This is a genomic window from Streptomyces sp. NPDC051020, assembly GCF_040683105.1.
Classification (GTDB): domain Bacteria; phylum Actinomycetota; class Actinomycetes; order Streptomycetales; family Streptomycetaceae; genus Streptomyces.
Genome location: NZ_JBFBCG010000045.1, coordinates 41,920 through 68,183, shown reverse-complemented (window position 1 = coordinate 68,183; position 26,264 = coordinate 41,920). Strand labels below are relative to the sequence as shown.

19 protein-coding genes and 1 pseudogene are annotated in these 26,264 nt (G+C 69.2%); 7 read left to right on the top strand and 13 right to left on the bottom strand.

Annotated features, from left to right (window positions below):
* Window positions 1–325: 325 nt before the first annotated feature.
* Both rox and AB0N06_RS23970 read left to right on the top strand, forming a co-directional pair.
* Window positions 326–1,753 carry a rifampin monooxygenase gene (rox, locus tag AB0N06_RS23975; protein WP_366136727.1) on the top strand — a complete coding sequence of 476 codons (1,428 nt, stop codon included), beginning with the start codon at window positions 326–328 and terminating at the stop codon, window positions 1,751–1,753.
* A gap of 143 nt (window positions 1,754–1,896) precedes the next feature.
* Window positions 1,897–2,556, top strand: a complete 660-nt coding sequence (locus tag AB0N06_RS23970; protein ID WP_366136726.1) for an alpha/beta hydrolase — start codon at window positions 1,897–1,899, stop codon at window positions 2,554–2,556.
* A 167-nt stretch (window positions 2,557–2,723) separates the two neighbouring features.
* Here AB0N06_RS23970 and AB0N06_RS23965 read toward each other — a convergent pair whose 3' ends face one another.
* Together AB0N06_RS23965 and AB0N06_RS23960 are read right to left on the bottom strand one after the other, a co-directional pair.
* Window positions 2,724–3,926, bottom strand: coding sequence for an alpha/beta hydrolase-fold protein (locus AB0N06_RS23965; RefSeq protein WP_366136729.1), 1,203 nt, complete (start codon window positions 3,924–3,926; stop codon window positions 2,724–2,726).
* Window positions 3,927–4,418: 492 nt separating this feature from the next.
* Window positions 4,419–5,990, bottom strand: a complete 1,572-nt coding sequence (locus tag AB0N06_RS23960) for a N,N-dimethylformamidase beta subunit family domain-containing protein (protein WP_366136725.1) — start codon at window positions 5,988–5,990, stop codon at window positions 4,419–4,421.
* A 237-nt stretch (window positions 5,991–6,227) separates the two neighbouring features.
* Between AB0N06_RS23960 and AB0N06_RS23955 the strand changes: the two genes are divergently transcribed.
* The 3 genes from AB0N06_RS23955 (at window position 6,228) to AB0N06_RS23945 (ending at window position 8,712) form a co-directional block, all read left to right on the top strand.
* Window positions 6,228–6,476 carry a histidine kinase dimerization/phospho-acceptor domain-containing protein gene (locus AB0N06_RS23955; RefSeq protein WP_366136724.1) on the top strand — a complete coding sequence of 83 codons (249 nt, stop codon included), beginning with the start codon at window positions 6,228–6,230 and terminating at the stop codon, window positions 6,474–6,476.
* A gap of 136 nt (window positions 6,477–6,612) precedes the next feature.
* Window positions 6,613–8,343, top strand: coding sequence for a cytochrome c oxidase subunit I (gene ctaD, locus AB0N06_RS23950; RefSeq protein WP_366136723.1), 1,731 nt, complete (start codon window positions 6,613–6,615; stop codon window positions 8,341–8,343).
* Window positions 8,344–8,349: 6 nt separating this feature from the next.
* A complete protein-coding gene (locus tag AB0N06_RS23945) occupies window positions 8,350–8,712 on the top strand; it encodes a hypothetical protein (protein WP_366136722.1) in 363 nt (120 codons plus the stop codon).
* Window positions 8,713–8,956: 244 nt separating this feature from the next.
* Here AB0N06_RS23945 and lpdA read toward each other — a convergent pair whose 3' ends face one another.
* A complete protein-coding gene (gene lpdA, locus AB0N06_RS23940; protein WP_366136721.1) occupies window positions 8,957–10,369 on the bottom strand; it encodes a dihydrolipoyl dehydrogenase in 1,413 nt (470 codons plus the stop codon).
* Between the two features lie 90 nt (window positions 10,370–10,459).
* Here lpdA and AB0N06_RS23935 point away from each other — a divergent pair, with 90 nt between their 5' ends.
* Window positions 10,460–11,437, top strand: coding sequence for a hypothetical protein (locus tag AB0N06_RS23935; RefSeq protein WP_366136720.1), 978 nt, complete (start codon window positions 10,460–10,462; stop codon window positions 11,435–11,437).
* 249 nt (window positions 11,438–11,686) lie between these two features.
* Here AB0N06_RS23935 and AB0N06_RS23930 read toward each other — a convergent pair whose 3' ends face one another.
* From AB0N06_RS23930 to AB0N06_RS23920, 3 genes are read right to left on the bottom strand one after another with little or no spacing between them, the layout of a single operon-like run.
* Entirely contained in the window at window positions 11,687–12,913 is a 1,227-nt protein-coding gene (locus tag AB0N06_RS23930) for a cytochrome P450 (RefSeq protein ID WP_366136719.1), read from the bottom strand.
* 12 nt (window positions 12,914–12,925) lie between these two features.
* A complete protein-coding gene (locus AB0N06_RS23925) occupies window positions 12,926–14,308 on the bottom strand; it encodes an FAD/NAD(P)-binding oxidoreductase (RefSeq protein WP_366136718.1) in 1,383 nt (460 codons plus the stop codon).
* The gene (locus AB0N06_RS23920; protein WP_366136717.1) at window positions 14,305–14,514 is read right to left on the bottom strand and encodes a ferredoxin; all 210 of its coding nucleotides are present in this window, start codon (window positions 14,512–14,514) and stop codon (window positions 14,305–14,307) included. The genes AB0N06_RS23925 and AB0N06_RS23920 overlap by 4 nt, the downstream gene beginning before the upstream one ends.
* A gap of 746 nt (window positions 14,515–15,260) precedes the next feature.
* On the opposite strand from AB0N06_RS23920, the gene tkt reads away from it, so the two are divergent.
* Window positions 15,261–17,462, top strand: coding sequence for a transketolase (tkt, locus tag AB0N06_RS23915; RefSeq protein WP_366136716.1), 2,202 nt, complete (start codon window positions 15,261–15,263; stop codon window positions 17,460–17,462).
* Between the two features lie 65 nt (window positions 17,463–17,527).
* Here tkt and AB0N06_RS23910 read toward each other — a convergent pair whose 3' ends face one another.
* From AB0N06_RS23910 to dnaK, 7 genes and pseudogenes are all read right to left on the bottom strand, one after another.
* The gene (locus AB0N06_RS23910; protein ID WP_366136715.1) at window positions 17,528–19,231 is read right to left on the bottom strand and encodes an FAD-dependent oxidoreductase; all 1,704 of its coding nucleotides are present in this window, start codon (window positions 19,229–19,231) and stop codon (window positions 17,528–17,530) included.
* A 61-nt stretch (window positions 19,232–19,292) separates the two neighbouring features.
* A pseudogene (locus AB0N06_RS23905) lies at window positions 19,293–19,747 on the bottom strand (thioredoxin domain-containing protein).
* Window positions 19,744–22,371, bottom strand: a complete 2,628-nt coding sequence (clpB, locus tag AB0N06_RS23900; RefSeq protein WP_366136714.1) for an ATP-dependent chaperone ClpB — start codon at window positions 22,369–22,371, stop codon at window positions 19,744–19,746. The pseudogene AB0N06_RS23905 and the gene clpB overlap by 4 nt, the downstream one beginning before the upstream one ends.
* Window positions 22,362–22,745, bottom strand: coding sequence for a chaperone modulator CbpM (locus AB0N06_RS23895; protein ID WP_366136713.1), 384 nt, complete (start codon window positions 22,743–22,745; stop codon window positions 22,362–22,364). Before AB0N06_RS23895 ends, clpB begins: the two co-directional genes overlap by 10 nt.
* On the bottom strand, window positions 22,742–23,716 hold the full coding sequence (locus tag AB0N06_RS23890) for a DnaJ C-terminal domain-containing protein (RefSeq protein WP_366136712.1): 975 nt from the start codon (window positions 23,714–23,716) through the stop codon (window positions 22,742–22,744). The genes AB0N06_RS23895 and AB0N06_RS23890 overlap by 4 nt, the downstream gene beginning before the upstream one ends.
* Window positions 23,717–23,722: 6 nt before the next feature.
* The gene (locus AB0N06_RS23885) at window positions 23,723–24,250 is read right to left on the bottom strand and encodes a nucleotide exchange factor GrpE (RefSeq protein WP_366136711.1); all 528 of its coding nucleotides are present in this window, start codon (window positions 24,248–24,250) and stop codon (window positions 23,723–23,725) included.
* 9 nt (window positions 24,251–24,259) lie between these two features.
* Window positions 24,260–26,152 (bottom strand): molecular chaperone DnaK, encoded by a 1,893-nt coding sequence (gene dnaK, locus AB0N06_RS23880; RefSeq protein ID WP_366136710.1) that lies wholly within the window; start codon window positions 26,150–26,152, stop codon window positions 24,260–24,262.
* Window positions 26,153–26,264: the final 112 nt, after the last annotated feature.

The window sequence follows — 26,264 nt, the reverse complement described above, 5'->3', positions numbered from 1 at the left end:
AAGCCTGGCAAGGCGGAGGAGGGAGGCGACGCGGAGGGGGCCCCTCCCATGCCTTTCGGGCTATGGGGGAGTCGTCGACCGACGACAACGCCGCCGGGCGCCGCCCATCGGCACGCGACGCCGCCCCACCTATCCGCGCGCCCTCTCAATCAGGGATTCGCGAAATGCGCGCGCCTTTGGCGGCGTATGGGTCTCGCGGGAGGTCGAACCGTCGGTGGGACTCACGGGGCGGTCGCGGACGCTCGGCGCCAGAAGTGCGGGTGCGCGCCGCCGGACTGCGCGGAGCAGCTGGCGACATGCAAGCTTGTTGACATGGGGGTTTTTCATGATTGACGTGATCATTGCCGGCGGCGGGCCGACCGGCTTGATGCTGGCCGGCGAGTTGCGGCTGCACGGCGTGCGTGTGCTCGTGCTGGACAAGGAGGCGGAGCCGACCGTGCAGTCCCGTGCGCAGGGTCTGCACGCGCGAAGTGTCGAGGTGATGGACCAGCGCGGTCTGCTGGAGCGGTTCCTTTCGCTCGGCAAGAAGGTCACGGTCGGCGGCTTCTTCGCCGGCCTCGGCCAGACGTGGCCCGAGCGGCTGGACACGGCACACTCGTACGTCCTCGCCATCCCGCAACAGGTCACCGAACGCCTGCTGACCGAGCACGCCACCGAACTCGGCGCCGAGATCCGGCGGTGCTGCGAACTGGTCGGGCTGAGCCAGGACGAGCACGGGGTGACCGTCGAGCTGGCCGACGGCGCGCAGCTTCGCTCGCGCTACCTCGTCGGCTGCGACGGCGGCCGCAGCACGGTGCGCAAGCTCCTCGACATCCGGTTCCCCGGTGAGCCCTCCACGGTCGAGACGCTGCTGGGTGAAATGAAGCTGACCGTGTCGCCGGAGGAGCTGGCCGCCGTGGTGGCCGAAGTCCGCAAGACCCAGACGCGGTTCGGCGCCATGCCCCAGGGCGACGGTACGTACCGCGTCATCGTGCCTGCCGAGGGGGTGGCCGAGGACCGTACGGCCGCGCCGACTCTCGATGAGTTCAAGCAGCAGCTGCGGGCGTACGCCGACACCGACTTCGGCGCGCACTCACCGCGCTGGCTCTCCCGCTTCGGCAACGCCACCCGGCAGGCCGAGCGCTACCGGGTCGACCGAGTGCTGCTGGCCGGCGACGCGGCGCACATCCACCCGCCGACCGGCGGGCAGGGCCTCAATCTCGGCGTCCAGGACGCGTTCAACCTCGGCTGGAAACTGGCTGCCGCGGTCAACGGCTGGGCGCCCGAGGGTCTCCTTGACAGCTACCACACCGAACGGCACCCGGTAGCCGCCGACGTGCTGGACAACACCCGCGCGCAGATGCAGCTGATGTCCACCGAGCCGGGTCCCCGGGCAGTACGCCGGCTGATGTCGGAGCTGATGGACTTCGACGAGGTGAACCGGTACCTGGTCGAGAAAATCACGGCGATCGGGGTCCGCTACGACTTCGGCGAGGGGCATGAACGGCTCGGCCGAAGGATGCGGGACGTGGGTCTGAAGCACGGTCGCCTCTACGAGCTGATGCACAGCGGCCGCGGACTCCTGCTCGACCAGACCGGCCGGCTCTCGGTGGCGGGCTGGGCAGATCGGGTCGACCACGTCGTCGACGTCAGCGAGGAACTGGACGTGCCCGCGGCGCTGCTGCGGCCGGACGGCCACGTGGCGTGGGTCGGTGACGATCAGCGGGATCTGCTCAGCCAGCTGCCCAGGTGGTTCGGCACTGCCGCCGGCTGAGCGCGCTGTTGTGGCTCGCAAGGGACGCGGTGGTGCTGGTCCGGCGTATAGGCCCGGACGATCGAGGTGGTGGTGACCATACGGGCGGGAGCCCAGGTGGCGAGCACGTCGGACGGTAGGCCGAGCGCATCCTGAGTGCGGCATTGGGCCACTCCTACGGCGGCTCCGTGATCAGCTCGGCCGCGGCCGGCAACCCCAGGGTGAAGTCGCTCGTGTACGTGTCGGCGCTGATGCCCGACGTGGGCGAGAGCGGCATGTCGCTGGCCGCGCGGTTCCCCACTGAACTGGGCACCGCCACCAGGTCCGTCCCGTACCAGGAGAGCGGCCGCAGCGGGACCGACCTGTACCTCAAGCGCGACAAGGTTCACCAGGTCTTCGCCGCCGACCTGCCGGTGAGCGAGGCGAATCTGCTGGGGGCCACCCAGCGGCCCGCCGCTACAACCGCGTTCTCCGAGAAGGCCAAGGTCGCGGCCTGGAAGCACATCCCGTCCTGGGCGCTCGTCGGCCGGCAGGACAAGACCATCAGCCCGGATCAGGAACGCTTCCAGGCGAAGCGAGCCGGTTCGCACACGGTCGAGATCAACTCCTCCCACGTGTCCTTGATCGCCCATCCCGCGGCGGTCGCCGACCTGATCCTCCAGGCGGCCGGAACTCCGTCCTCCGCCCGGCCGTCCCGGGCAGCTGCCGGGTCCGCGAATGGTGTCCGTGCCAAGGCCGCCCTCGCTGGTTTCACGGGAGCGTCCCTGGCCGCCGGCACAGGGGCCGTCCTCCTCGGCCGCCGGCTGCGACGCACCCGCCGCTGACGGCGGGCCGACACGGCGCGCCTCTCACGCGTCCTCCTCTTCGGGGCCGACGAGCGGTAGCGCGCCGAGCTGTGCCCTGGCTCGGCTCGCAGGTTCAATGCCACAGTGCTGGATCTCCGTCGTCGCCGCGGCACTCACCGAGCTGACCGCAGCCCACGACGGCGTCCTCACCGCAGTTGATCGGCGAGCCGGACCGAGGCGCCCCGGTCCGGCTCGCCGCCATCGGTCACATGCGCCTCGCGGGAGCGACCCGGCCCGCGTGGGGACGACATTTCGGCCGTCAGCCAGCGGAAGACCTGCGGCACTTGGCGTTTCCACACCCCGATTGTGTGCGGCCCGCGCGCCTCGACCACCACCACCCGCGTCGGGGGTGCTGCCGCCCGCCGCAGCGCGAGGCCGTCACGGTAGCCGTCGTTGCGCCGGCCCGAGAGGTACAGCGCGACGCGCGGCGGGGTGGTGGCGTGGCGCAGGATCCACAGCGGATTGTTGACCCGCCGCAGCTCCGGGTCACCGGCCGTGAGGGAGACCGGCTCGGCGGCCGGGTCGTTGTAGCCGGAGAGGCCCACGGCGGCCCGGTACCGGTCGGGGTGGGCGAGCGCCATCTTCACGGCGCAGTGTGCCCCGGCCGAGTACCCGGCCACCGCCCAGCCACGCGCACGCCTCTGCACGCGGAAGGTGTCGATCACCATCTGCCGGACGTCCACACTCAGCCACGATTCGGCGTCCACGACACCCGGCACGTTGGCGCACCCGGTGTCCTGGCCTGCCAGCAGATTCGTGCGCGGCTCCACAAGGATGAACGGGGCGATCTCCCCGCTCCGCATCCGGGCCTCCAGCTGCGACTGCACCCGCAAGCCGCTGAACCACGCCTTCGCCGATCCGGGGAAGCCGCCGAGGAGCTCGACCACCGGGAACTTCCGGTGCCGCGAGGCAGGTTGGTTGTACTGGGGCGGCAGCCATACGTACACCTCGCCGCGCACCCCCGACACCCGACCGCTCAGCCGGGTGACGCGGACACCCGGGCCCATGCGGGCGTCATGCACCGGACTGAAGTCCTGGACGACCTTCGGCTCGTTCGCCGGTCGTTTGTGGTCACCTAGTCCGTCACGCCCGAGGTCCGGCGCGGCAACGATGTGTTGTCCGGTGCCGAGCAGGTCGGCCCAGCTGTCATACAGGCCGTTTTCGTTGTTGACCATCACGAAGACGCTCAGCACGGCCGACGCCTGGGCAAGGACGACCATCGCCAGGCGCGCCGCGCCGCGCACCAGGGCGGGGCCCCGTACCCGACCCCACAGCAGCAGGGGCAGCAGCACGGTGGCCACGGCCAGCGCGATCGTGGCCAAGAAGAACGGTGTCCCCGTCAGGCTCATCACGCCTGGGAGGATGCCGTACGCGCTGCGCTGGTTACCCGCTTTTCCACCTTTTTACGTCGAACGCGAGAAATTGAGGAACGTCGTGTTGACGCCAGGAACGGTCGGCCCGTGTCATCCCGGCCCGGCCGCCCCGGGCGCGGGGGCTCCGACGCGCCGGTGTGCTGCCGTCCCCGGGCGAGTCGGCGGGCGGTGGCCAAGCGGGTCAGTCCGTGGCGGTTCGAGAGCTCGGCTTGCGCAGGACGGATGGCCGCGATGACGTTCTCGGCGGTGCCGGAGACCGCAGGGCGAGTATCCGGACGGGGCGCTCGGGCCCTGTCCCGGCCTGTGGCTGCACTGCTCGCCTGCGCCCTCGGCATCCTGCATCGGCGTGCGCCCCACTGTCACAGCCGCTGCCGCGCTGCTCTCGCCGGGGCCGCTCGTTCGACGCCATGTCCCGGATGCGGAGGACAACGAACGTCTGCGGAACGTCTTCGGAGACGGCGGAGAAGTTCAGGGGGGCGGCGGCGGGTAGAGAGTGCTCACGTTGTTCCGGGGCTTCGGCCTGTTCCTGCCGCACGGACCCTCCGCGAACGCTCGGATCAGGTTCTCCGTCGTGCGGGTGACGAACCGCCCGGTGCGCGCGTCCATTCCATGGTTGCGTCCGTTGTCCCGAGTTCCGGCCATGAGGGCCTCGACCCATCGCATCGTCCCGGAAGCGAAGACGCCCGATCCGCTCGGCACGGTGTAGTACGCGGAGTCGGAATGGCTTGGCGTGCCCTTGTAGAAGAGTGGGGAGTGCGCAACGACCTCAAGCGGCGCCGGGGTGGGCATCCCCGGCGTGACCCGGTCGTACTCCACCCCGACCAGGTGGTCGAAGGAGTCTCCGCGTCTGACCCCGGTCCCTTCGAAGAGCCAGTGGTCATCGGCGTGGACCACATACGGGGCGTCGACCGGATAGCCCTCGTAAAGGACGCCGGTGAGGGAGGATTCGGGGTCGGCTCCGGGCGGCTGTCGGAAGTCATGTGTCGGCAGGGCCGGATGGTCAGCGAGGTACGGGTCTGCTCGGTAGTCCGATTTGTAACAGACCACCGTGCGTGCGTCGCCGGTGGGTCCCCCCTCCAGCCTGATCCGGCGGAAGCAGGCGTTGGCGCCGAGGAAGGCCACATTGGTACCGGAGTCACGCGCCCGGGTCACGTGGTCCCGTTGCTGTGGGCTCCAGTACTCGTCGTGGCCCAGGGAGAGCGCCGCACGGGCGCCCTGAAGCACGCCGGGCTCGCGGTGGACGTCCACCCCCGTGGTGTAGGCGAGCGGAATTCCCAGCCGCTCCGCGAGAACGACTACCGCCCTCTCGTAGACCATGAACTTCTCGGCGCCGCTGCGGTCATAGGGCCGGTCGAAGCTGACAGCGAGCGACCGTGTCGCGTACGCGCCGTCCTCGCCCTGATAGAGGCTGTACCCGCCCCAGGCGTTGTACGCCTGCCAGGTCGACGCCGCGTGCATCACCACTGTCCTGCCCGCGCCGGACGCCGAACGGACGATCAACGGCACATAGCGCTGATGGCCGTTGTCTGCCTCCAGCCGGAGCAGGTACGCACCCTCCGGCCAGCCGTCGGTACGTACGCCGAGCGTGCGCTTCCAGTCGGCCCGCACGGTGCGTGTGACCTCCAGCAGCCGGGGCCGGGCCTGGACCGAGCCGGCGATACGGCGTGAACGCCACACCAGGCGCGCCTGGTTTCCCCCGTACCAGCCGACCCGGTAAGCCGAGACCCGGAAACCAGAAGCGGTCGTGGAGACGGACAGACCGAACTCCTCGCCCGGCAGCACGCTGACTCTGTCGGTGTATCCCTGGACGGCCTCGGGCGTTCCCTCCGATCGGATACGCCAGTCGGGGTTTCCCGCGCGGGTCCGCTCACCGTCCCCGGTGGACCGGGTGGCACCGGGCGGGCTGGTCTCGGTGCGGGGCCCTTTCGCAACGGAGGAGCGGCAGCCGGCCGCCATCGCACCAGCCGCGCCAGCAGCAAGGAAATGCCTGCGCTCCAGACGGCCGGGCACCCCGTCGTCCTGCCTCTCGGCCCGCTCCATGTGATCCGCCAAGTGTTCCCGCCGCGACACCGTCACCGCCGATCGTCCCCCGGCACGCGCCCGCGGACGAGCCGAATCGGGCACTCGGGTCAGCGCCCGTGGTGATCCCCACCCGGTGCGGCACCCCCTCGGTGACCGAGGGGGGCGGAGCGGGTCGCCCAGGTTCTCGCGCCCGACGGCAAGCTCCTCGCCTTCGCCGACGGTGCGGGCAGGCGTCCGCCGGCCGATGACGAGCAGGTGCGGGCGGCAACCCGGAACACGGTCGGGTTCACCCGCCGGCGGGGCTTCGCCGCCGACGTGGGCCACGAACTACGCACCCCGCTGACCACCCTGAAGGCTGAACTGGAACTGGCCGGGCAGCCCGGCCGCACCCGGGAGGAACTCACCGCCGCGGTCGCCGCCGCCGCGCAGGACACCGACCTATGTGCCGGTCGGTCTCAACAGGAAAACAATTCCCTTGTGTTCGCTCCAGCCTTGGGCATATGAAATCGCAATCACCCTGCGTGCGGCCCTGATCTCTACTCCGATCGGCCGAATGCCCAGCGGCTCACTTCGCCAGCCGGGAGCCTCTCGCCTACAGTTCCCGCGTGGCCGGTATGCCGTCGGCCGAAGGAGCGTTGAAGTGGCGAACAGGGTCACCGTCGGACCGGCTGATTCCGACGATTCATACGAGGACGAACTGCCGGCAAAGCAAAAGCGGCCGGGCAGCATCGTCGTGAAATGGGCGACTACCACCGATCACAAGACGATCGGCACGATGTACCTGGTCACGTCGTTCGCGTTCTTCGTCATCGGCGGTGTGCTGGCGCTCCTCATGCGCGCCGAGCTGGCCCGCCCCGGCACGCAGATCCTGTCGAACGAGCAGTTCAACCAGTTGTTCACGATGCACGGCACGGTCATGCTGCTGATGTTCGCGACGCCGCTGTTCGCCGGGTTCGCGAACTGGATCATGCCGCTGCAGATCGGCGCGCCCGACGTGGCGTTCCCGCGGCTGAACATGTTCGCCTACTGGCTGTACCTCTTCGGCTCGATCATCGCCGTCAGCGGTTTCATCACCCCGCAGGGTGCGGCGGACTTCGGCTGGTTCGCCTACTCCCCGCTCACGGACGCCGTCCGGTCGCCGGGCGTCGGCGGCGACCTGTGGATCATGGGCCTGGCCTTCTCCGGATTCGGCACGATCCTCGGTTCGGTCAACTTCATCACCACGATCGTCTGCATGCGCGCACCCGGCATGACGATGTTCCGGATGCCGATCTTCGTGTGGAACGTCCTGCTGACCGCCGTGCTGGTCCTGCTGGCCTTCCCGGTGCTCGCCGCCGCGCTCTTCGCGCTGGAGGCGGACCGCAAGTTCGGTGCGCATGTGTTCGACGCGGCCAATGGCGGCGCACTGCTCTGGCAACACCTCTTCTGGTTCTTCGGACATCCAGAGGTGTACATCATCGCCTTGCCGTTCTTCGGAATCGCTTCCGAAATCATTCCCGTCTTCAGCCGCAAACCGATCTTCGGTTATGTCGGTCTGATCTCCGCGACGATCGCCATCGCGGGCCTGTCGATTACTGTGTGGGCGCACCACATGTACGTCACCGGCGGTGTGCTGTTGCCGTTCTTCTCGTTCATGACATTCCTCATCGCGGTACCGACCGGTGTGAAGTTCTTCAACTGGATCGGCACGATGTGGGGAGGTTCAGCCTCCTTCGAGACACCGATGCTCTGGACGGTCGGCTTTCTCGTCACGTTCCTCTTCGGTGGTCTGACCGGCGCCATCCTGGCCTCACCGCCGATGGACTTCCACGTCTCGGACTCCTACTTCGTCGTCGCGCACTTCCACTACGTCGTCTTCGGTACCGTGGTCTTCGCGATGTTCGCCGGATTCCATTTCTGGTGGCCGAAGTTCACCGGCAAGATGCTGGACGAGCGGCTCGGCAAGATCACGTTCTGGACGCTGTTCGTGGGCTTCCACGGCACGTTCCTGGTGCAGCACTGGCTCGGCGCGGAGGGCATGCCGCGTCGTTACGCGGATTACCTCGCCGCCGACGGCTTCACCTTGCTGAACACGGTCTCGTCCATCTCCTCGTTCCTCCTCGGACTGTCGATGCTGCCGTTCTTCTACAACGTGTGGAAGACCGCCAAGTACGGCAAGCCGGTCGGCGTCGACGACCCGTGGGGCTATGGCCGTTCGCTGGAGTGGGCGACCTCCTGCCCGCCGCCGCGGCACAACTTCCTCACGCTGCCGCGGATCCGCTCCGAATCCCCGGCATTCGACCTCCATCACCCGGAGATCAGTTCCATCGAGGAGATCGGCAGACACCGGGCCGCCCCGGCGACAGCGGCGGCGGGGGACGAGCAGGAGTGAGGACACGTGCCGGAGGACAGCGTGTTCGTAGGGGCTGATAGGGAGGACGACGGCCCGCTCGCTCGGCTCGGCGACTACCTCCTGTCGAGTGCGGAGGTCGAAGAGGCGCGCCGCCGGGCCGTCCGCTTCGCTGAGCGGCTGCCCTGGCTGACGGATGCTCAGCGGGCCGACGTCGAACGTGTCTTCGCTGCCGACTGGGCTGCCGCTTCGCGGGCGATCGACGCCCGGGTCTCCGCCCGGTCGGCCGAACTCGTCATCGAGTACGCGACCCGCTACCGATTTCTCAGAACACGCTGTCTGCTGGCCGTCACGGCCGGCATCGGCGTGATGACCGGCGTCCTCGGCGTTGCCCTGCTCGTCGCCCGCTGACGTCCGTCCTCCCGGACCGGCCTGTGAGCCGAGACAGGATGATGGACATCGGGTGGGGTGCCCTACCCGTCAACTGGTTTCGCCGGTGCGACGCTCATCGCCGGGTGCCTCGCTGCGTTCAGCTCCTGCGGCATCACGGGCCGCCGGACACGTCTGAACGCGTAGGGGAACGCAAGCAGGGCCTGCCCCGGCCCCCGGGGACGGAGCCGACGGAGTCCGGGGGCAAACGTGGGGCGCCGCGTGCTCACATGTTGATCATGTGCCCGGCAAGTCCGTGCACGGCCTCCTTGACCGCCTCGCCGAGCGTCGGGTGGGCGTGGATGTTGCGAGCGACCTCGTGGACCGTCAGGTCCCACTGCTGAGCCAAGGTGAGCTCCGGCAGTAGTTCGGTGACGTCCGGGCCGACGAGGTGGGCGCCGATGATCTCGCCGTACTTCGCATCGCTGATCAGCTTCACGAAGCCGGTCGTGTCGCCCAGTCCGTGCGCCTTGCCGTTCGCGGTGAAGGGGAACTTGGCCACCTTGACGTCGAAGCCCTTCTCGCGCGCCTGCTCCTCGGTCCAGCCGAAGCTCGCGATCTGCGGCTGACAGTAGGTGGCGCGCGGGATCATCGGGTAGTCGAGCTCCATGGTCTCGGCTCCCGCGATGGTCTCGGCCGCGACCACGCCCATCGCCTCGGCGGCGTGCGCGAGCATCAGCTTCGCGGTGACGTCGCCGATCGCGTAGATGTGCGGAACGGATGTGCGGCAGCGGCCGTCGACATCGATCGCGCCGCGCTCGGTGATGCGTACGCCCGTGCTCTCCAGACCGTAGTCGGTGACGTTCGGTGTGAAGCCGATCGCCTGCAGAACCTTGTCGGCCTCCAGGACCTGCTGGGCGCCGTCCTTGCCGGTGACCGTGACGCGGACCTGCGGGCCGGACTCGTCGATCGAATCGACGCGGGTGGAGGTGAGTACGCCGATACCCAACTTCCTGTATTGCCGGGCCAGTTCGGCGGAGACGTCCGCGTCCTCGAGCGGCGCCATCCGGTCCAGGAACTCAACGACGGTGACCTTCACGCCGTAGTTGTGCAAGACATACGCGAATTCGACGCCGATGGCACCGGCGCCCGCGATCAGAATGGACTGCGGCAGGTCCTCGGCAAGGATCTGCTCTTCGTACGTCACCACGCGTGAGGTGCGGCGGGTCCCCGGCAGCAGCGTCGGAGTCGCTCCGGCGGCGATGATGCAGTGGTCGAAGCTGATCGTCTGGGTCGAGCCGTCGAAGAGGGCCACGTCGAGCGTGTGCGAGTCCACAAACGTGCCACGGCCGCTGATCTCTGTGATCCCGTTCTTCTTCATCAGGTAGTGGACGCCCTTGACCCGGCCGTCCGCGACACGGCGACTGCGCCGGAACGCCTCGCCGTAGTCGAAGGACACCTGCCCTTCGACCTTGATACCGAAGGTCTTGGACTCGCGTGTGACAATGTGTGCCAGTTCGGCGTTGCGCAGCAAGGCCTTGCTGGGGATGCAACCGACGTTCAGACAGACGCCGCCCCAGTATTTGGCCTCGACGACGGCGACGCGCTTGCCCAACTGGGCGGCGCGAATGGCGGCGACATATCCGCCTGGGCCTGCTCCGAGTACGACGACGTCGAAGCGCTCATCCTGCTCATCCATGGAAATTTCCTTTCTGATGGGGATCGGCCGGGCCTGCGGTGAGAGCCGGCTCATCCTGGTCGAACAGCCTGTGCACCCAGCTCGGCGGCTGTGGTTTCCGACACCCGTCCGCAGCAGGAATATCACCCGGAAGGCAATGCGGGCGATCAAGTGGCCGGCCACGGTGACGCGATCGCCTGGGATCAGGGCGGCGCCGCCTTCGGCATCACGGTCGGACGATTCGGCAAGGAGCCCCAGCACGAGCTGGCGCAGTCGGACGCCTACCTCATGGACCCGTCCCTCGACGACGAGCGTGTCGTCTTCACCCGGATCTCCGCCGCCGGAGTCGGCATCTACCAGGCCGGCGACAAGGGTCAGGGCGCGGTCAAGAAGCTGGTCGACACCCCGGACGCCGACGAGACCGAGCCGGTCACGGAGAACGGCGCCCTCGCCTACATCAGCACCACTGCCGACGGCGAGCAGGACGTCATGCTCCTGAGGGCCGACGGCACCACGGTCAACGTGACGCCCGATGCCGGCACCAAGGCCTCGCGCCTCGCCATGAAGAACGGCACCATCGCCTGGGCCGGCGGCGACGGGACGTACCTGTACGTCTACGACATCGCCACGGGGAAGACCCAGAGCAAGCGGATCACCGGCTTCCTGTTCAACTGGATCTCCGACATCCAGCTCACCTCGGACCGCGTCTTCTACCGCACCAGCGGCGGGTTCCTGATCCCGAGCACCACCATCGGATCGACGCCGGCCGCCGACGTGACCCAGATGAAGAACCTGACCTACCCGAAGAGTCTGTACGTCGCCCAGTTCTCGGTCAGCGACGAGTACTTCGCCTACTCGACGTACGACATCTGGGGCGCCCTCGGCGCCTGGAACGGCCCGACCAAGGTGAAGGTCTCCACGACGGCGGACGTGCTGGCCGGGCTGAACAACTTCAGCCTCGCCTCCTGCTCCTCCGGTTCGCAGCTGGCCCCGTCGCTCGGTGACGGACAGCGCATCGTCTGGCTGGACACCACGGCAGCTGCCACGGACGTGGTGACGCGCGGGACGTTCGCGGGTACCTGCGACTAGGGCGTGACCGGCAATGTTTGCCCCACGACGGGGAAACCATTGCCGAGAGGGGCACCAGCATCCCCCACATGTCTGAGGCGGTCATCGGATCTTCCGGTGACCGCCTCTTCGGTTACGGACCTCGGCCCGCAGCCTCGCTCTGCACATCACTGGCCCCTGCCGGACGTCGCGGAGGCGAGATGGTTCCGGGTAGTACGAGGCCGAACCCGACGCACCGATCGGGCAATCCCCCATCGGTGATCGGTCGGTCTAAACTCGTGCGGCGCGCTCGACCAGGAGATGGCGGGGACCTCGCAGCACGGGGCTTCGCCGGTACGGAGGCGGGTCCTCGACCAAACGGGGGTCGTCGAGGTGGCGGAGGAGCGCGTCGAGCGCGATCTGCGCCTCGATACGGGCAAGCGGGGCACCGAAGCAGTTGTGGATACCGCTGCCGAAGCCGAAGTGCTGGTTGTCCTCGCGCATCGGGTCGAACCGGTCGGGGTCATGGAATCTCAGGGGGTCCCGGTTGCCGGACGCCAGCACGAGGATCAGGGGTGCGCCCTTGGAAATGGTGATGCCCCCGACGTCGATATCGGTGAGCGGCGAGCGATGTGGCAGAAAGTGGACAGGGGGCTCGTAGCGCAGCATTTCCTCCACCGCCCTCGGCATGAGTTCGGGCGCGGCGCGCAGTCGCTCCAGGATGTCGGGATGGCGCAGCAGGGTGAGCATGCCGTTGGCGATCAGGTTGACGGTCGTCTCGTGACCGGCGATGAGCAGCAGTACCGCTGTGGCCATCAGTTCCGGATGCGTGAGGCGCCCTTCGGGGCCTTCGTCATTGGCAAGGGCGGAGAGCAGGTCCCCGGACGGGTGGCCGCGCCGCTCTTCGGCGAGTGCGCCCAGATAGTGCGCCATCGCCATCCGCGCCTCCTCGGCCGACCGCCGGCGCTGCTCCGGGTCGTCCCCGGGCGTGGGGTCGAAACCGGCGATGATCGCGTTCGTCCAGGCGCGGACACGGGGCACATCCTCCTGGGGCACGCCCAGGAGCCGACAGATCACGGTGACGGGGAGCGGGTAGGCGAAATCGTCGACGAGGTCGATCCGGTCCTTGTCCTGGAACGAGCGGATCAGTTCCTCGGCGATGCGGGTGATGTCCTCGTGCAGGGCGTCGATCCGTCCCGGGGAGTGCGGCGGACCGAAGGGGCGCATGGCGAGGCGGCGGAGCCGGTCGTGTTCGGGGTCGTCGACTCTGATGAAGGCCGGCGGCAGTTCGTCCGTCGTGGCCAGCGCCACGTCCGGGTCCGGGTCCTTACGGTTACGGAGGTCCGAACTGATCCGTGGGTCATGAAGCAGAGCGGCGATCTCGTGGTAGGTGCCCACCAGGTAGCTGCCGTCGCCCTGTCGTACCACCCCGCTCTCGCGCAGTTCCGCGTAGAGCGGATACGGGTCGGCGCGGTTCGCGTAATCGGTGATGCGCTCAAAGAGAGTGTCCGGGGGCATGCGTGGGGCTCCTCATCGACGGTGGGTGGCGGTCGGGAACGGTTCGTTGCGCACCAGCGTCAGGTGCCTGTCGGGCAGATGACCGGTGAGAGCCACGGTCGGGCCGTGCGAGAGCAACTGCGGGGACGGCACGTCGGAGGGGACGGGATCGGACGAACCGGGCCGGTCGGCGGCACCGGGCGCGGGGGGAAACGGTGCCGCCGTCTCGATGAGGTACTGGTAGTACTCCAGCCACTTGGCGCGGTTCACACTGACCGCCGCGGTGATGCGCCCCCGGTATCCGTAGACGGCGACGAAGCGGCCCTCGCGCAACGAGCCCTGGGCAATGACCACTTGGTCGGAGAAGGTCGGCACTCCCACGGACTTGATGTTCAGACCGAACTGGCTCGACCAGAAGGCGGGAACGGTCAGGTGCGGGCGCCTGCGTGGGCCCGGGCTGATCATGTTGTGGGCCGCCACCTCGGCCTGCGCAACGGCATTGCCCCAGTGTTCGAGGGACAGCATCTGGTACTCGAAGAGCGGGTGCGGGAAGCGTGCCACGTCTCCGGCGACGAAGACATCGTCGGTGACGATCCCGTACATGTCGAAAGCTCGGCACCCCGCGTCGCACGCGACGCCACGGGGGCCCGCGGCCAGGCCTGATCCGTCAAGCCATTCGGTGTTGCGGAGGGCGCCCAGGGCGACCACGGCGACATCGGCGTCGATCCGGCCGCCGTCGGAGAATTCGGCGCCGGTGAGCCGGCCGTTGCGGCCCTTCAGCGCGGTGACGGTCACGCCGCAGCGGAGGTCGACTCCGTGCGCGCGTTGCAGCTTCCCGGCATAGGTTCCGAGTGTCCCGCCGAGCGCGCCGACGAGGGGCGAGGGTCCGCGTTCGGCGACGGTTACGTCGAGACCGCGCTCCCGGCAGGCGGAGGCGATCTCCGAGCCGATGAATCCGGCGCCGATCACCAGCACCCGGCGCGGTCCGGCGTCGAGACGTTCGGCGAGGCGGGCCGCATCGTCGTTCGTACGCAGGGTGAGTACGCCGTCCAGACGGGCTTCGTCGGCGTTCGGCCAGGGTCGGGCCCGGGTTCCGGTGGCGATCAGCAGCCGGTCGTAGGCGAGTTGTTCACCGTCGGCGAGGATCACCCGCTTCTCGATCGGGTCGACCCCAACGGCACGTACACCGAGCTTCCACCGGGCGTCCACCGCACGACGGCTCGGCAGCGCGACATCCTGCGCGCGCACCCGCCCGAGCAGCACCTGCTTGGACAGTGGTGGTCTGTCGTACGGGGGGTGCGGCTCCTCCCCGACCAGGGTCAGCGATCCGGCGAAGCCTCCCTCGCGCAGCGTCTCGGCGGCGCGCAGACCGGCCAGCGACGCACCGACGACGACGACCCGGCCCTCGCCGATCACGAGGCGCCGAGGCCTGCCGGCTCGCCGACCAGGATGGCCTGTACCGGACAGGCCGCCGCCGCGCGCCGGACGCGCTCATGCTGATCGTCGGGCACTCTCGGCCTGAACATCAGGGCCTCCTCGCCATGCAGTTCGAACACCTGAGGAGCGAGAAACACGCACTGCGCGTAGCCCTGGCACCGATTGAGGTCGACAACGATCTGCATTCCGGCCCACTCCTCCGTGCCACCGTTATCCCTGTCCTATTACCTGCCGGAGTGCGACGCCAACGGTGCTGGGCCGTGCGGGTTCGCACCGGCCGACCGATCAGGAAAGGAAGTGGCCGCAGCAGACCGTGCGCCAGGCACGCACCGGAGCCATGCGCCAACGGCGCACGATGACGCTGTCGGCCCGCACACCGCCGGTCGGGCCGGCGCTCCGGCGTCCGAGGGAGTCATCGGCCCGACCCGTCGGTCCGCCGGCCTTCCGTCGGGAGACGTCTGTCAACGGCATGTCGCGGCATTCAGCCAGCGCGACGCCTGTTGATAATGACGCTTCACGGCAGAGCGGCGATGGGAGCCCGATGCGGGGCCGACAACTGCGCATCGGACTTGCCGGTGCCCCTGCTCGGAGCAGTGAGCGCATGCGGTCGTACCAGCGACCGCAGCGGGGACGCTTCAGCCCGTGCCAGGGGTTCGAGTGGTTCCCGGCGGCCGCGGGCGGGCGCACGGCCTGTGCGTCGGCGCGGCTCACCGGGATCCAAGCCTGCGGGCGCTGCGCATCGGTCGACCGGCTGCCTCTCCCCTCTCATCGGGGGCCATCACGAGTCCCGCCGCACGACGTCGGTCGCCGGTGAAAGCGGCCGGGGCGGGGCCGTTCCCTCCCCGTAAGCGCGGATACGCAGGCCAGCGGTATGGCGCTGGGCAAACCGAGGCGCCCAAAAGGTCGTCGAAGCAACCAGAAAGGCAGTGCCATGGATGAGCGACAGGCAGCCGGCAGAATGATTGCGGGTCGTGATGCGAAGCTCGCACTTCCGGTCGCGGACACGGTGGGCTGGGGTCTGCTGGATGTACGAGCGGTGGACACCGTACGTGTTCTGGCCGCTGACGCGGTCCAGAAGGTGGGAAACGGTCATCCGGGAACCGCGATGAGCCTGGCCCCGCTGGCCTATCTGCTGTTCCAACAGGTCATGCGCCACGACCCTGCCGATGACCAATGGCTGGGACGCGATCGATTCGTGCTCTCCTGCGGGCACTCGAGTCTCACTCTGTACATCCAGCTGTACCTCAGCGGGTACGGACTGGAGCTGCAGGATCTCGAGCAGCTCCGTACCTGGGGCTCCGCAACACCGGGGCATCCGGAATACCGCCACTCCCGGGGTGTGGAGGTCACCACGGGCCCGCTGGGCCAGGGGCTGGCCGCCGCGGTGGGGATGGCGCTGGCGGCACGACGCGAGCGTGGGCTGCTGGATCCCGACGCCCCGCCGGGTGAGAGCCCATTCGACCATCACGTGTACGTCGTCGCCTCGGACGGCGACCTCATGGAAGGAGTCACATCGGAGGCGAGTTCGCTCGCCGGGCACCAGGAACTGGGCAATCTGGTCGTCTTCTACGACTCCAACCACATCTCGATCGAGGACGACACCGAGATCTCGTTCAGCGAGGATGTCGTCGCGCGCTACTCCGCGTACGGATGGCACGTGCAGACAGTCGACTTCACACTCACGGGCTCCTACGTCGAGGACGTCGACGCCCTCTCGGCGGCGATCACGGCCGCCAAGCAGGACGCTTCGCGGCCGTCCATGATCGTGCTGCGTACGGTCATCGGCTGGCCCGCCCCCACGAAGCAGAACACCGGAAAGGCCCATGGTGCAGCGCTCGGTGACGAAGAGGTCGCCGCCACCAAGACCTTGCTGGGCTTCGACCCGGGTCGGAGCTTCGTCGTGGAGGATGAAGTCCTTGCCCACGTCAGGAAGGTGCGGGAGCGGGGTGCTGCTGCGCGTTGCCAGTGGGACAGCGTGTACGAGAGGTGGCGCGCTGCCCATCCTGACCGGGCCGCGCTGCTTGACCGGTTGCGCGACCGGCGTCTGCCCGACGGCTGGGCCGACAAGCTGCCGGCTTTCCCCGCCGACCCTGCCGGAATGGCCACCCGCAAGGCGTCCGGCGAGGTTCTGACGGCGCTGGCGCCCGTCCTGCCCGAACTGTGGGGTGGGTCCGCCGATCTTGCGGGGAGCAACAACACCACGATGAAGGGGGAACCTTCCTTCATCCCGGTCGCCAAGCAGACGGCCGAATGGAAGGGCAATCCCTATGGGCGGACATTGCACTTCGGCATCCGTGAGCACGCCATGGCCGCAATCCTCAACGGCATCGCGCTGCAGGGGCTGACACGTCCCTACGGCGGCACATTCCTCGTCTTCAGCGACTACATGCGTCCGGCTGTCCGTCTGGCAGCGCTCATGCGGCTCCCGGCCACCTACGTCTGGACGCATGACTCCATCGGGTTGGGCGAGGACGGGCCGACCCATCAGCCCGTCGAGCACCTGGCCGCGCTACGGGCGATTCCTGGCCTCGACGTCGTACGGCCGGCCGATGCGAACGAGACCAGCGTCTGCTGGCGCACCATCATCGAGCATCAGGACAGGCCCGCCGGTCTCGTACTCACCCGGCAGCCGCTGCCCGTCCTGGAACGGGGCACCGACACCCATGCCCCGGCCGAGGAAGCGGCCCGCGGCGCGTACGTCCTCGTGGACTGCGCCGACGGGCAGCCCGACGTCGTCCTTGTCGCGACCGGCTCGGAGGTGCACATCGCCCTGCAGGCGCGTGACCTGCTGGCCGCCGAGGGGTACGAGGCACGCGTGGTGTCCATGCCGTGCCGGGAGTGGTTCCACGCCCAGCCCTCTGCCTATCGGAACGCGGTGTTGCCACCCGCTGTGCGCGCCCGTGTGAGCGTCGAGGCGGCCGTCGGTCAAGGCTGGCGCGACATCGTGGGCGACGCGGGCCACATCGTCAGTCTGGAGCACTTCGGCGCCTCCGCCGACTATCAGCGCCTCTACCGGGAATTCGACATCACGCCGCAGGCTGTGGTTGCCGCAGCCCTCAGCAGCATCCGTGCGGCCTCCGGCCCGGTGCAGCCAGGTGGAGAGCGGCCCGCCCAGGCCTCCCGGACGCCGTGACCGCGGACTCTCCCGGCTGCCGATCACCTGCCGGAGGGCAAGCCGGATGAACGTCACCACGGTGTTCACCTCCGGATCGTCGTGGCCCTCGTCGCGTGTCGACGTATGCCCGGAGAGCCCACCCCCCGGAGGTGCTCGTGCACCTGGCGGACCGCCATCGCGCCCTCGCCCACCGCAGAGGCCACCCGCTTGACCGAGCCGCTGCGGACGTCGCCGACAGCGAAGAGTCCCGGGAGACCGGTCTCGAGGGCGAGCGGGGCACGGGCGAGGTGGCGCCAGAGGTTCGCGGGGACGTCGACCACGTCCCGGCCCGTGCGGATGAAGCCGTGCGGGTCCCGGTCGACGGCCGCGTCGAGCCAGGAACTGGCGGGGCGCGCGCCGATGAAGACGAACAGGGCGCGCGCTGCCAGCACCTGCCGTTCGCCTGTTCTGTTGTCCTGGACGAGAACGGACTCGACCCGGTCGCTGCCGGTGACATCCCGGACCTCGGTGTGCATCATCACATCGATCCGGGGATGCCGTTCTATCCGGTCGATCAGGTAGCGGGACATGCTGTGGGTGAGGTCGCCACCACGTACGAGCAAATGCACTGCGGGCGACTGACGCGCCAGGAACAGCGCGGCCTGGCCGGCGGGGTTGCCGCCGCCCACGACGGCCACGGGATCCATGCGGCAGTTTCTCGCCTCCCAGAGGGTGGCCGCGTAGTGGACCCCGGCTCCTTCGAGCCGTTCGACGCCGGGCGCGGGCAGACGCCGGTAATGGGCGCCGGTGGCCACCACGACGGTGTGGGCGGAGATCGTGGCGCCGTCCGTGAGCGTCACGACGTGGGACCCGTCCCGCTGTTCCAGGACTGCGGCTTCGGCGGGGACGGTGATCCGGGCGCCGAACCGGTCGGCCTGGATGGCGGCGCGTTCGGCGAGTTCGGTGCCGGAGATCCCGGCGGGGAATCCGAGGTAGTTCTCGATCCGGGAGGAGGTTCCGGCCTGACCGCCGGTGGCCACGGCTTCCAGGACGACCGTGGCCAGTCCTTCGGAGGCCCCGTACACGGCCGTGGCCAGACCTGCGGGTCCCGCGCCGACCACCAGTAGATCGCAGACGGCTTCTGTGGGGGTGTCGGAGCGCAGGCCTGTCACCCGTACCAGCTCGGCGTCGGTGGGGTTGCGCAGCACCCGGTCGTCGTGCCAGACCACCACGGGGGTCTCTTCGGGTGTCACCCCCACACGGCGCAGCAGCACCTCGGCCTCGGTGTCCTTCTCCAGATCGATCCAGCGATGCGGGAGCCGGTTGCGGGCGGCGAACTCGAGCAGCCTGCGGGTGTCCGGGGAGAACGCGGAGCCGATGATCCTGAACCCGGTGGCCATCCCGGCCAGCAGGGTCCGACGCAGGAGGCAGGCGCGCAGGATGAGGTCGCCGAGCGCGGGTTCGCGGACGAGCAGGTCGCGCAGTTCGGCCGAACCGACCGCCAGGACCTCACCAGGGGCACGGACCACGGCGGTGAGCAAGGCGGCCTGACCCTCCAGCAGGCCGAGCTCGCCGAGGAAACTGCCGGGGCCATGGAGCTGGTAGGTCCGCTCCCGACCGCCATGGCCTTTCACCACGGCCACCGTGCCGCTCAGGACGACGAAGAACTCCTGACTGGGCCTGCCCGTCTGATAGAGCAGTTCGCCTTCGACGGTCGGCCACCGCTGTCCACAGGCGCTCAGCGCCTCGATCTGGTCATCCGTCAACTGTGGGTACGCGTCGTACGACGTGGGCGTTTCAGCGGTCACAGTGCACTTCCCTTGGGTGGAAATGAGGGGGCGGGATGGTCATCGCGGCCTCCAGAGTCGGTCAGGCGGGCCGAGCGCTGTCCGTCAGTGCCCGCTCCACCCACTGGCGCAGCACCGGGGCCGGCGCGGCGCGGCCTGGCGGGCGATGGTCCGGCCCCGGTCGAGAACCAGCAGAGTGGGGACGGCCTGGACCTCGAAGCGCCGGGCGAGCGCCGGTGACTTGTCGATGTCGACCTTCACACGTTTGATCCGACCGGCCAGGTCGTCGGCGACCTTCTCCAGAGCGGGGCTGACCATCCGGCAGGGGCCGCACCAGGTGGCCCAGAGATCGACGAGGACCGGCAGACCGGCCTGCTCGGCGACGGTTGCGAAGTCGGAGTCCCCCGCTTCGGCGATCCAGGGCAGCGGAGCTCGGCAGTTGCCGCACCGGGGGCGGCCCTGCGCGGCGGCGGGGACACGGTTCGTCGTGCCGCAGGTGCCGCAGCGGGCGGTGCGACCGACCGGGGAGGCGCTCATGACGACTCCTTCGGCTCGTCCCGGAGCGTGAAGGTCAGTTCGTCGTCCTGGGCGTCGACCAGGATCGTCACGCCCTCGGTCGCCTCGCCACTGAGCAGCGCGCGGCCGATCCTGGTCTCGACCTCGTGGGAGATGAAGCGGCGCAGCGGACGGGCGCCGTAGACCGGGTCGTAGCCTTCGGCGGCGACGAGACGGCGGGCCTGTTCGGTGAGGACGAGGGAGATGCGCTGGTCGGCGAGGCGACGGCGCAGCTCGTCGAGGAGCAGGTCGACGATGCGTTCGATCTGCGCCAGGCCGAGCGGGTGGAAGAGGACGATGTCGTCTACACGGTTGAGGAATTCGGGGCGGAAGTGGCTGTTGAGTTCGCCCATCACGAGTTCCCGTACCTCGGGCTTGATCTCGCCGGCGTCGGTGGCGTCCTCGAGCAGGTACGGGGAGCCGAGGTTCGAGGTCATGATGACGACTGTGTTGCGGAAGTCGACGGTTCGACCCTGGGCATCGGTGATCCTGCCGTCGTCCAGGACCTGGAGCAGCGTGTTGAACACGTCGGCGTGGGCCTTCTCGATCTCGTCGAAAAGGACGACGGAGTACGGCTTGCGGCGCACCGCCTCGGTGAGCTGGCCGCCCTCCTCGTAGCCGACGTACCCGGGCGGTGCACCGACGAGGCGGCTCACGGTGTGCTTCTCCTGGTACTCGCTCATGTCGAGGCGGATCATGTTGCTCTCGCTGTCGAAGAGTGCGGCGGCGAGGGTCTTGGCCAGCTCGGTCTTTCCGACGCCCGTGGGGCCCAGGAAGATGAACGAGCCGATCGGCCGGCGCGGGTCGCGCACTCCGGACCGGGCCCGGATCACCGCGTCGGCGACCAGTTGTACGGCCTCGTCCTGGCCGATGACCCGCTCGCGCAGGATCTCGTCCAGGCGCAGCAGTTTCTGCCGTTCGCCTTCCTGGAGCCGAGTGACGGGGATACCGGTCCAGGCGGAGACGATCTCGGCGATCTCCTCGGCGGTGACCACCTCGCGCAGCAGCCGTGTCTCGCCCTGTTTGACGGCAAGTTGCTCCTCTTCGGCGGCAAGGCGGCGTTCGAGCTCGCTGATGGTGCCGTAGCGCAGCTGGGCGGCGCGGTTGAGGTCGTAGGCGCGTTCGGCCTCCTCGGCATCCTGCCGGGCGCGTTCCAGTTCCTGACGCAGTTCCTGGACACGGCGGATGGCCTGGCGTTCGGCCTCCCACTGGGCATGTTTGGCGTCCGCCTCGCCCCGCAGGTCGGCCAGTTCACGGCGCAGGTCGTCCAGGCGGGCACGGCTTGCCGGGTCGGTCTCCTCGGCCAGGGCCGCCTCCTCGATCTCCAGCCGGGTCACCCGACGGGTGAGTTCGTCCAGTTCGGCCGGCATGGAGTCGATCTCGGTGCGCAGCCGCGCGCACGCCTCGTCGACCAGGTCGATGGCCTTGTCGGGGAGGAAGCGGTCGCTGATGTAGCGGTGGCTGAGGGTGGCGGCGGCGACCAGAGCGCCGTCCTGGATCTTGACGCCGTGGAAGATCTCCAGGCGCTCGCGGATCCCCCGCAGGATGGAGATCGCGTCCTCGACGGTCGGCTCGTCCACGAGGACGGTCTGGAAACGGCGTTCCAGGGCGGCATCGGACTCGATGCGCTTGCGGTATTCCTCCACTGTGGTGGCGCCGATCATGTGCAGTTCGCCGCGGGCCAACATCGGCTTGAGCATGTTGCCCGCGTCCATGGCGCCCTCGGCGGCGCCGGCACCGACGACGGTGTGCAGCTCGTCGACAAAGAGCAGGATCGAGCCCTCGGCGCCCTTGACCTCTGCCAGGACGGCCTTGAGGCGTTCCTCGAACTCGCCGCGGTACTTGGCTCCGGCCACCAGCGATCCCATGTCGAGCGAGAACACCGTCTTGTCCCGCAGCCCCTCCGGTACGTCTCCGCGCACGATCCGCTGGGCCAGGCCCTCGACGATGGCGGTCTTGCCGACGCCGGGCTCACCGATCAGAACCGGGTTGTTCTTGGTCTTGCGGCTGAGGATCTGGATCACCCGCCGGATCTCTGCGTCCCGGCCGATCACCGGGTCGAGCCGACCGGTGCGGGCCTCCACGACCAGGTCTCGGCCGTACTTCTCCAGAGCCTCGTAGGCGGCTTCCGGGTTGGCGGAGGTGACCCTCTGGTTGCCACGCACCTGGGTGAGGGCGGCGAGGAAGGTGTCCTTGGTGATGCCCTGTTCGGCGAGCCGTCGGCCGGCGGCGGTGGCCGAGCCTTCGTCCACCAGGGCCATGACCAGGTGTTCGGTCGAGACGTATTCGTCCTTGAGGCGTTTGGCCTCCTGCTCCGCCGTGTCGAGCAATCGGGCGAGGCGCTGGGTGACCATCACCTGGCCGGGGGCGGCGCCCGGTCCGGTGGTGCGCGGGCGCTTGGCGAGATCGGCTTCGACGGCGCCCCGCAGTGCGGCCGTGTCGGCGCCGGCGGCGGCGAGCAGCCGGGTCGTCAGGCCGTCCTGCGGGTCGAGCAACGCCAGCAGCAGATGCTCCCCGTCGACCTCGTTCTGGCCGAGCCGCACCGCCACGCTCTGCGCTTCCTGCAGCGCTTCCTGGGACTTCTGCGTGAGGCGGTTCATGTCCATGACGTTCGCTCCCCGGCGGCTCGTTGGCTGCGCCGCAGCGCCCGCTCCAGATGATCGATACGGTCGAGCAGGTCCAACACGACCCCGACGGCCGCGTAGTTGAGCGACAGACCGGTCCGCAGTCGCTGCACGCGGGCGATGGCCGACGGTGCGGTGGTACGGAACCACAGTCGCCCGTGGGCGTCCCGCTCGGCGTCCAGCAGCCCGAGGGCTACGAAGCGGCGGACCAGGTCGGGCGAGAGGCCGCTGCGTCGGGCGACACCGGCCAGGGACAGCTCGTAGGGAGTGATCCGGCAGATCCGGACCAGGGGATACTGGGCGACGGCACGGCCGTGCGCGGCGTCTTCGGCGGGAGAACGCTGATCGTCACTCATGCCTGCTTCCTCGGGTCGAAGGTCGAGACCCCGGCCAGCTCCTCGAACAACTCGCGTTCGCGCGGGCTCGGCGACGAGGGCACGATCACCTGGATCTGGGCGTAGAGGTCACCGACGGATCCCTTGGGGTGGGGCATCCCCTCCCCGCGCAGCCGCAGTCGCCGGCCGGTGGAGGTACCCGGGGGGACGTGGACCTTCGCGGTGCCGCCGGGGCCGGTGACCGGCACGGTCGCCCCCAGGACGGCCTCCCAGGGGGTGACCGGCAGATCGACGTGGATGTCGCGACCGGTGAGCCGGTATCTGGGGTGGGGGGCGATCCTGACCACGAGGTAGAGGTCCCCCGCGGCGCCTTGACCGCGGCCTCGGCCTCCCTCCCCCGCGAGCCGGATGCGCTGCCCGTCGACGACACCCGCGGGGATGTTCACGTCATAGCTGCGCTCCACGCCAGGGCCTCCCAGGGTGATCTTCCGCCGGCCGCCGCGGTAGGCCTCTTCCACGGTGAGGGTGAGCTCGGCCTCCTGGTCGGCGCCGGGTACCGGCCCCGGCCCGCGGCCCGCCCGGCCGCCGAACACACCCCCGAAGAGGTCCTCGAAGTCGAAGCCGGCGGTGTCGAGATCCCCTTCCGTCCAGACCCGGGCGCCTCCGCGGCCCGCGCCCCGGCCCCCCTGGAAGGGTCCGCCGCGGTACGCTCCGGCTCCGGCCCCGCGGAAGCCCTGCGCTGCCGCGACCCGCTCGTCGTAGTCCTCCGGGATCTGCCGGAAGTCGGCGCCGAACCGGTCGTACCTGGCCCGGGTACCGGGGTCGGAGAGGACTCCGTACGCCTCGTTTATCTCCTTGAAGCGCTCCTCGGCGGCCGGATTCTTGTTGACATCCGGGTGATGACGCCGGGCCAGGGTGCGGAATGCCTGCTGGATCTCGGCCGCGTCGGCGGTCCGGGGGACGCCCAGCACCTCGTAGTAGTCGCGTGCCATGGCGGGTTACTCCTGCTTTCGGCTGACCGCTACCGCCGCCGGTCGCAGTTGGCGGTCGGGGTCGCCGTAGCCGGGGCGCAGCACCTGGACGACGGTTCCCGGGGCGGTGTCCGGGTCCTCGACCACGGAGACCACCTCGTGCAGCACGGGATCGAAGGGGACACCGGTCTCGTCGTGGCGCGTATAGCCGAGGCCTCTCAGCACGTCCAGAGCCTGATTACGTACCGCCTGAACACCGCGGACGATCGTTTCGGGGTCCGCGTCGGCGTGGGCGAGGGCCAGTTCGAGGTTGTCGACGACCGGGAGCCAGGCGGCTGTGGCCCTGTCCCGTTCCGCCTCCAGCTCCCGGTGGCGGTCGCGGGCATACCTCTTGCGAAGGTTGTCCAGATCGGCGAGGGCTCGCCGCCACCGGTCCTCCAGCTCCTCGGCGTCGAGGGCCGACGGGCCCTGCGGTGCGGGTGCCTCTTCCAGCGGATGCTCCGTCCACGTCCGGCCTGCGTCATCGGCGGGAGGTGCCTGGTCATGTTCCGACATCACGCCACCTCAGCCCCGGTCGAACTCGGCGTCGATGACGTCGTCGTCGCCACCGGAGGGCCCGCCCGAGGCGGACGCTGCGCCCTGGTCCGCGGTCTGTGCCGCCGCGGTGGAGTGGGTGGCCAGTGCGGCGTAGATCTGCTGGAGTTCGGAGTTGAGGGCGCGGGCGCGCTCCACCGGCGCCTCCTCCTTGACAGCGGTACGCGCCTCCTCGATGACCATTTCGGCGCGGGCGCGCTCGTGCTGCGGCGCGACGTCACCGAGTTCTCCGAGCCGGCGCTCCACCTGGTATGCGGCGGCGTCGAGTTCGTTACGGGCGTCGACGGCCTGGCGCAGCGCCTGGTCGGCGGTGCGGTGGCGCTCGGCCTCCTCGATCATCCGGTCGACCTCGGCCTGGTCGAGGTTGGATCCCTCGCTGATGGTGATCGACTGTTCGGCGCCGGTGTCCTTGTCCTTGGCGCCGACCTTGAGGATGCCGTTGGCGTCGATGTCGAAGGTGACTTCTATCTGGGTCTGCCCGCGGGGGGCGGGCCTGAGGTCCTCCAGCCTGAAGCGGCCCAGCACCCTGTTGTCGGCGGCCAGTTCACGTTCGCCCTGGAGCACCACGATGTCGACGGCCGGCTGGTTGTCCTCGGCCGTGGAGAAGACCTCGGACCGTCGGGCGGGGATGGTGGTGTTCCGCTCGATGATCTTCGTCATGACGCCGCCCGCGGTCTCCACGCCCAGCGAGAGCGGGGTGACGTCCAGCAGGAGGACGTCCTTGACCTCGCCCTTGAGCACCCCGGCCTGAACGGCGGCGCCCAGCGCCACCACCTCGTCCGGATTGACGCTCATATTGGGGTCCTTGCCGCCTGTCAGGCGCCGCACCAGAGCCTGTACGGCCGGGATACGCGTCGAGCCGCCGACCAGGATGACCTCGTCGATGTCGTTGTCGCTGATCTTCGCGTCGCCCATCGCCTGCTTGACCGGGGCCAGGCAGCGCTCCACCAGATCCGCAGTGATCTGTTCGAAGGTGGAACGGCGGACGGTCTCGGTGAGGTGTTTGGGCCCGGAGGCATCCGCCGTGACGAACGGCAGACTCACCTGGGTCTGGGTGACCGAACTCAGTTCGGTCTTCGCCTTCTCGGCCGCCTCGAACAGGCGCTGCAGGGCCTGCGGGTCCTTGCGCAGGTCGATGCCCTCGGTCTTCTGGAACGCGTCCGCCAGATAGTCCACCAGGCGGCGGTCGAAGTCGTCGCCGCCCAGATGGGAGTCGCCGGCCGTGGACCGTACCTCCACCACGCCGTCGCCGACGTCGAGAATGCTGACATCGAAGGTGCCACCGCCGAGGTCGAAAACCAGGACTGTCTCATGGCCCTTCTTGTCCAGACCGTAGGCCAGGGCTGCGGCGGTCGGCTCGTTGATGATCCGCAGAACCTCCAGACCGGCGATCTTTCCCGCGTCCTTCGTGGCCTGTCGCTGAGCGTCGTTGAAGTAGGCGGGTACGGTGATGACGGCCTCTGTCACCCGCTCTCCGAGCGACTTCCCCGCGTCCTCGGCCAGCTTGCGCAGCACCTGCGCGCTGATCTCCTCCGGCGCGTACTGCTTGCCGTTCACCTCGAAGCGCGCCACCCCGCCCGGTCCCTCGACCACGTCGAAGGAGACCGCCTTGGCCTCTTCGGGAACCTCGTCGAACCGACGGCCGATGAACCGCTTCGCGGAGGTGATGGTGCCCTTGGGATTGAGGATCGACTGCCGGCGTGCCAGCTGTCCGACCAGCCGCTCGCCGGTGTCGGTGAAGGCGACCACCGAGGGGGTGGTCCTGGCTCCCTCGGCATTCGGGATCACGGTGGGCTCACCGCCCTCCCAGACCGCGATGACCGAGTTGGTGGTGCCGAGGTCGATACCTACTGCCCTGGCCATGGGATTCTCCTCCGTCGCGGCACTGACCGAACGCCGCGGCTGCCGGGATCACCGTCCCGCTCGCGGCCACACATGGGGAAAGGGTGGCGCGGTGGCGCACGCGTTTCCCTGC

Coding starts and splice junctions, on each gene's coding strand:
- rox (WP_366136727.1), top strand. CDS start 326: ATGATTGACGTGATCATTGCCGGCGGCGGGCCGACCGGCTTGATGCTG.
- AB0N06_RS23965 (WP_366136729.1), bottom strand. CDS start 3,926: ATGAGCCTGACGGGGACACCGTTCTTCTTGGCCACGATCGCGCTGGCC.
- AB0N06_RS23960 (WP_366136725.1), bottom strand. CDS start 5,990: ATGGAGCGGGCCGAGAGGCAGGACGACGGGGTGCCCGGCCGTCTGGAG.
- lpdA (WP_366136721.1), bottom strand. CDS start 10,369: ATGGATGAGCAGGATGAGCGCTTCGACGTCGTCGTACTCGGAGCAGGC.
- AB0N06_RS23930 (WP_366136719.1), bottom strand. CDS start 12,913: ATGCCCCCGGACACTCTCTTTGAGCGCATCACCGATTACGCGAACCGC.
- AB0N06_RS23920 (WP_366136717.1), bottom strand. CDS start 14,514: ATGCAGATCGTTGTCGACCTCAATCGGTGCCAGGGCTACGCGCAGTGC.
- tkt (WP_366136716.1), top strand. CDS start 15,261: ATGGATGAGCGACAGGCAGCCGGCAGAATGATTGCGGGTCGTGATGCG.
- clpB (WP_366136714.1), bottom strand. CDS start 22,371: ATGGACATGAACCGCCTCACGCAGAAGTCCCAGGAAGCGCTGCAGGAA.
- AB0N06_RS23895 (WP_366136713.1), bottom strand. CDS start 22,745: ATGAGTGACGATCAGCGTTCTCCCGCCGAAGACGCCGCGCACGGCCGT.
- AB0N06_RS23890 (WP_366136712.1), bottom strand. CDS start 23,716: ATGGCACGCGACTACTACGAGGTGCTGGGCGTCCCCCGGACCGCCGAC.
- AB0N06_RS23885 (WP_366136711.1), bottom strand. CDS start 24,250: ATGTCGGAACATGACCAGGCACCTCCCGCCGATGACGCAGGCCGGACG.
- dnaK (WP_366136710.1), bottom strand. CDS start 26,152: ATGGCCAGGGCAGTAGGTATCGACCTCGGCACCACCAACTCGGTCATC.